Source organism: Acidocella sp., from assembly GCF_035535915.1.
GTDB lineage: Bacteria > Pseudomonadota > Alphaproteobacteria > Acetobacterales > Acetobacteraceae > Acidocella.
In genome coordinates this window covers 1-2413 of record NZ_DATLPB010000028.1, presented here as the reverse complement: position 1 = coordinate 2413, position 2413 = coordinate 1, and the positions used below count along the sequence as shown (strand labels likewise).

The window sequence follows — 2413 nt, the reverse complement described above, 5'->3', positions numbered from 1 at the left end:
GATGGTGCCAACTTGGGCGATCTCAGCATTGTTGGTAACCTTCCGGCTACGGCGCTTGATGTCCTGGACCACGGCCTCGACCGAGAGGTCGATGCCGCGCTTCAGATCCATCGGGTTCATGCCAGCGGCAACCGATTTGGTGCCCTCGCGCACGATCGCATGCGCCAGCACGGTCGCCGTGGTCGTTCCGTCACCCGCCGTATCGCTCGTCCGGCTGGCAACTTCGCGCACCATCTGCGCGCCCATGTTCTCGAACTTGTCCGGCAGTTCGATCTCTTTCGCCACCGTCACACCATCCTTGGTGATGCGCGGCGCGCCGAACGATTTGTCGAGCACGACGTTGCGGCCCTTCGGCCCCAGCGTGACCTTCACGGCGTTGGCGAGAATATCGACGCCGCGCAGCATCTTGTCGCGCGCGTCGGTTGAGAATTTGACGTCCTTGGCAGCCATTTGAGTTTACTCCGATTGCTTCCGTTGTTTTTCATCCGCGACCATCCCGATAGAGCGGGCACCGTGCCTTCCCAAGCGGGGTCGCCGGCACCAGGGCGTTTACGCCCGTCTCTAAGACGGGCTATGCCCGGCGACGACGAGTGGATTGAATCAGGCGATCACGCCCATGATGTCGGACTCCTTCATGATCAGGAGATCCTCGCCGTCGAGCTTCACCTCGGTGCCCGACCACTTGCCGAACAGCACGCGGTCGCCCGCCTTCACGCCCATCGGGGTGAGCTTGCCGTTCTCGTCGCGCCCGCCGGGTCCGACCGCGATGATCTCGCCCTCGGAGGGCTTCTCCTTGGCGGTATCCGGAATGATGATGCCGCCCTTGGTCTTCTCGTCCGCCTCGATGCGGCGAACGACGACGCGGTCGTGCAGGGGGCGGAATTTCGTCTTGGCCATTCTCTTTTCCTCGCTCAACGATGAACCCGGGCGCGGCGCGCCTGAGGGGAAATCTCTCGTGTGAATAGAGAGTTAGCACTCGCGAAAGGCGAGTGCCAACGGTGGGGGAATATGGGGTCCGACGGCGCCTGTCAAGGCGGTGGCGGCCAGCGACCGCGCCGGTCGGCCGATTTCCCGCGATCCTGCCCTGTTTACGTCTCTTTATTCGGGCGTGGTTAGGTTAATGGCCGGGATAGAATCCGGCCGGATGCCTCAGCGCCAGACGCCGCGCGCCGCCGCGCGGACCGGAACGGCGCTGACGCCCGCGCCATTCTTTTGGAGGGGACATGTCCGTTCGCCTGCGTCCGTTGGGCGCCATTCTTGCCGCAGCCGGCGTGATGCTGCTTGGCGGCTGTGCCTCGCAGTCGATTTCCTGGGGCGGCCTTGGCGGATCCGAGCCGCCGCCGGCGCAGCCCGCCGCGACCTTGTTGCCGGCGAGCATTCCGGCCGCAGACCTGGTCGGGCGCTGGGGCCTTGCCGCCTACCACAACGAAGCCGACCGCGGCCGCACCGAAGCCGCGGCGCGCGGCCAGTGCCGCAATCCCTACACCATCGGGCGCGGCGGCAGCGGTGGCGTGATCATGCATCTCGCCGACCAGGCGCAGCCGACCGAGCTCAGTCTCAAGGGCGGCGCCGACGGCAAGAACTACATCGGGCCACCCGACGAACCGGCGCCCGGCCAGCGCGATCGCGAGATCGTCTCCTTCGATGGCCGCGTGCTGATCACGCGCTTCGTCGATCCGGAAGTCGCCGGCCGCTACGGCACCAGTGTCTACGTGCGCTGCTCGGCCGAGGTGTCGCCGTCGCGCAAGGGCGCGCCGAAGGCGGCGAAGAAAGGTTAGCGCTTACGGAAGCGCGAGCGCGCTCAGTGTGAAGCACAGAAGGCAGATGCCACCCAGTGCAAGCCCGACCACGCGGGCAAGCGTGTCATCGTTGTCCATGTTATCTCGCTGAAGAGAAGCTGCAGAGAAAAAGGCCCGCCTGCCGCGGGCCTTTTTGAGTTCAGTGCATGTGGGCGATCCAGTAGGCGCCGCCGCCGAGAATGATCACGGCGGGAACCGCCCACAGAATGAAGACCGGCATGGCTGTTCTCCTCTGGACGTTTTTGTGACGGGATAACGTTTTTAACGTGGGCTAAGTTCCACTGCGTCGCCCTTGTTCCCTCTCCCGTTCGCGGAGAGGGTGGCCGCGAAGCGGCGGGGTGAGGGCGCTTCCCTAAACGCTCGCGCCTTTGCCGCGCCCCGGCCATGACGACGTGCATGCGGGGATAACTCGCCTAAAAAAAGTTATCCCCGCTCGAAAAAGCTGACGGATAATCATCGCACCCTGCTCAGCCGAGGGGCGCTCTCATGAGGCGTCGTGATGGTGGAGCAGGCCGGAAAGTGGGGGCCGGAGATGCGGCCTTTAACTCCGGCAGCCGGCGCCCGGCAATTCCGGGCCTCGCGCTGGGGCGGCGCCCGCGGACGAGGCTCGCAAC

Annotated in this window: 3 protein-coding genes; 1 reads left to right on the top strand and 2 read right to left on the bottom strand. The window is 65.3% G+C overall.

The features are described 5' to 3' along the window. Window positions 1-450: TCP-1/cpn60 chaperonin family protein (locus VNC39_RS03820; protein ID WP_325396340.1), on the bottom strand; the 450-nt coding region annotated here is incomplete at its 3' end. Between the two features lie 150 nt (window positions 451-600). Further along, window positions 601-897, bottom strand: coding sequence for a co-chaperone GroES (groES, locus tag VNC39_RS03815; RefSeq protein ID WP_325396338.1), 297 nt, complete (start codon window positions 895-897; stop codon window positions 601-603). A 326-nt stretch (window positions 898-1223) separates the two neighbouring features. On the opposite strand from groES, the gene VNC39_RS03810 reads away from it, so the two are divergent. Beyond that, window positions 1224-1778 (top strand): hypothetical protein, encoded by a 555-nt coding sequence (locus tag VNC39_RS03810; RefSeq protein ID WP_325396336.1) that lies wholly within the window; start codon window positions 1224-1226, stop codon window positions 1776-1778. Window positions 1779-2413: the final 635 nt, after the last annotated feature.

What these genes read in the sequence shown, in the direction of transcription:
- groES (WP_325396338.1), bottom strand. Translation starts at nt 897, where the DNA reads ATGGCCAAGACGAAATTCCGCCCCCTGCACGACCGCGTCGTCGTTCGC.
- VNC39_RS03810 (WP_325396336.1), top strand. Translation starts at nt 1,224, where the DNA reads ATGTCCGTTCGCCTGCGTCCGTTGGGCGCCATTCTTGCCGCAGCCGGC.